Below are 243 nucleotides of genomic sequence, written 5' to 3' on the forward strand. Positions count from 1 at the left end.
TGGGCCATTTAAATTTGGCTTTTTCGAGCCGTTTGTACCACAGGGCAAAACCCGTTTTATCCCAATACAACACTTTGACTTTGTCGCGTTGTTTATTGGTAAATAGGAACAGTGCACCCGTGCCGAGCGGCAAATCGGTTTCGGACTCGATAATCGCCGCCAGGCCATTGATAGACTTTCTAAAATCCACGAACTCCCGATACAGGTAAACATTCGGGGCGCTCAACATTCGTTTCATGACAG

Annotated in this window: 1 protein-coding gene; it reads right to left on the minus strand. The window is 46.9% G+C overall.

Annotated features, from left to right (window positions below; translation table 11 throughout):
• The coding region (tnpB, locus tag AACW06_RS20645) for an IS66 family insertion sequence element accessory protein TnpB (protein WP_192076424.1) at positions 1–190 on the minus strand (190 nt) is incomplete at its 3' end.
• Positions 191–243: the final 53 nt, after the last annotated feature.

This window comes from Vibrio sp. S12_S33 (genome assembly GCF_963889785.1).
Lineage (GTDB): Bacteria > Pseudomonadota > Gammaproteobacteria > Enterobacterales > Vibrionaceae > Vibrio > Vibrio aestuarianus.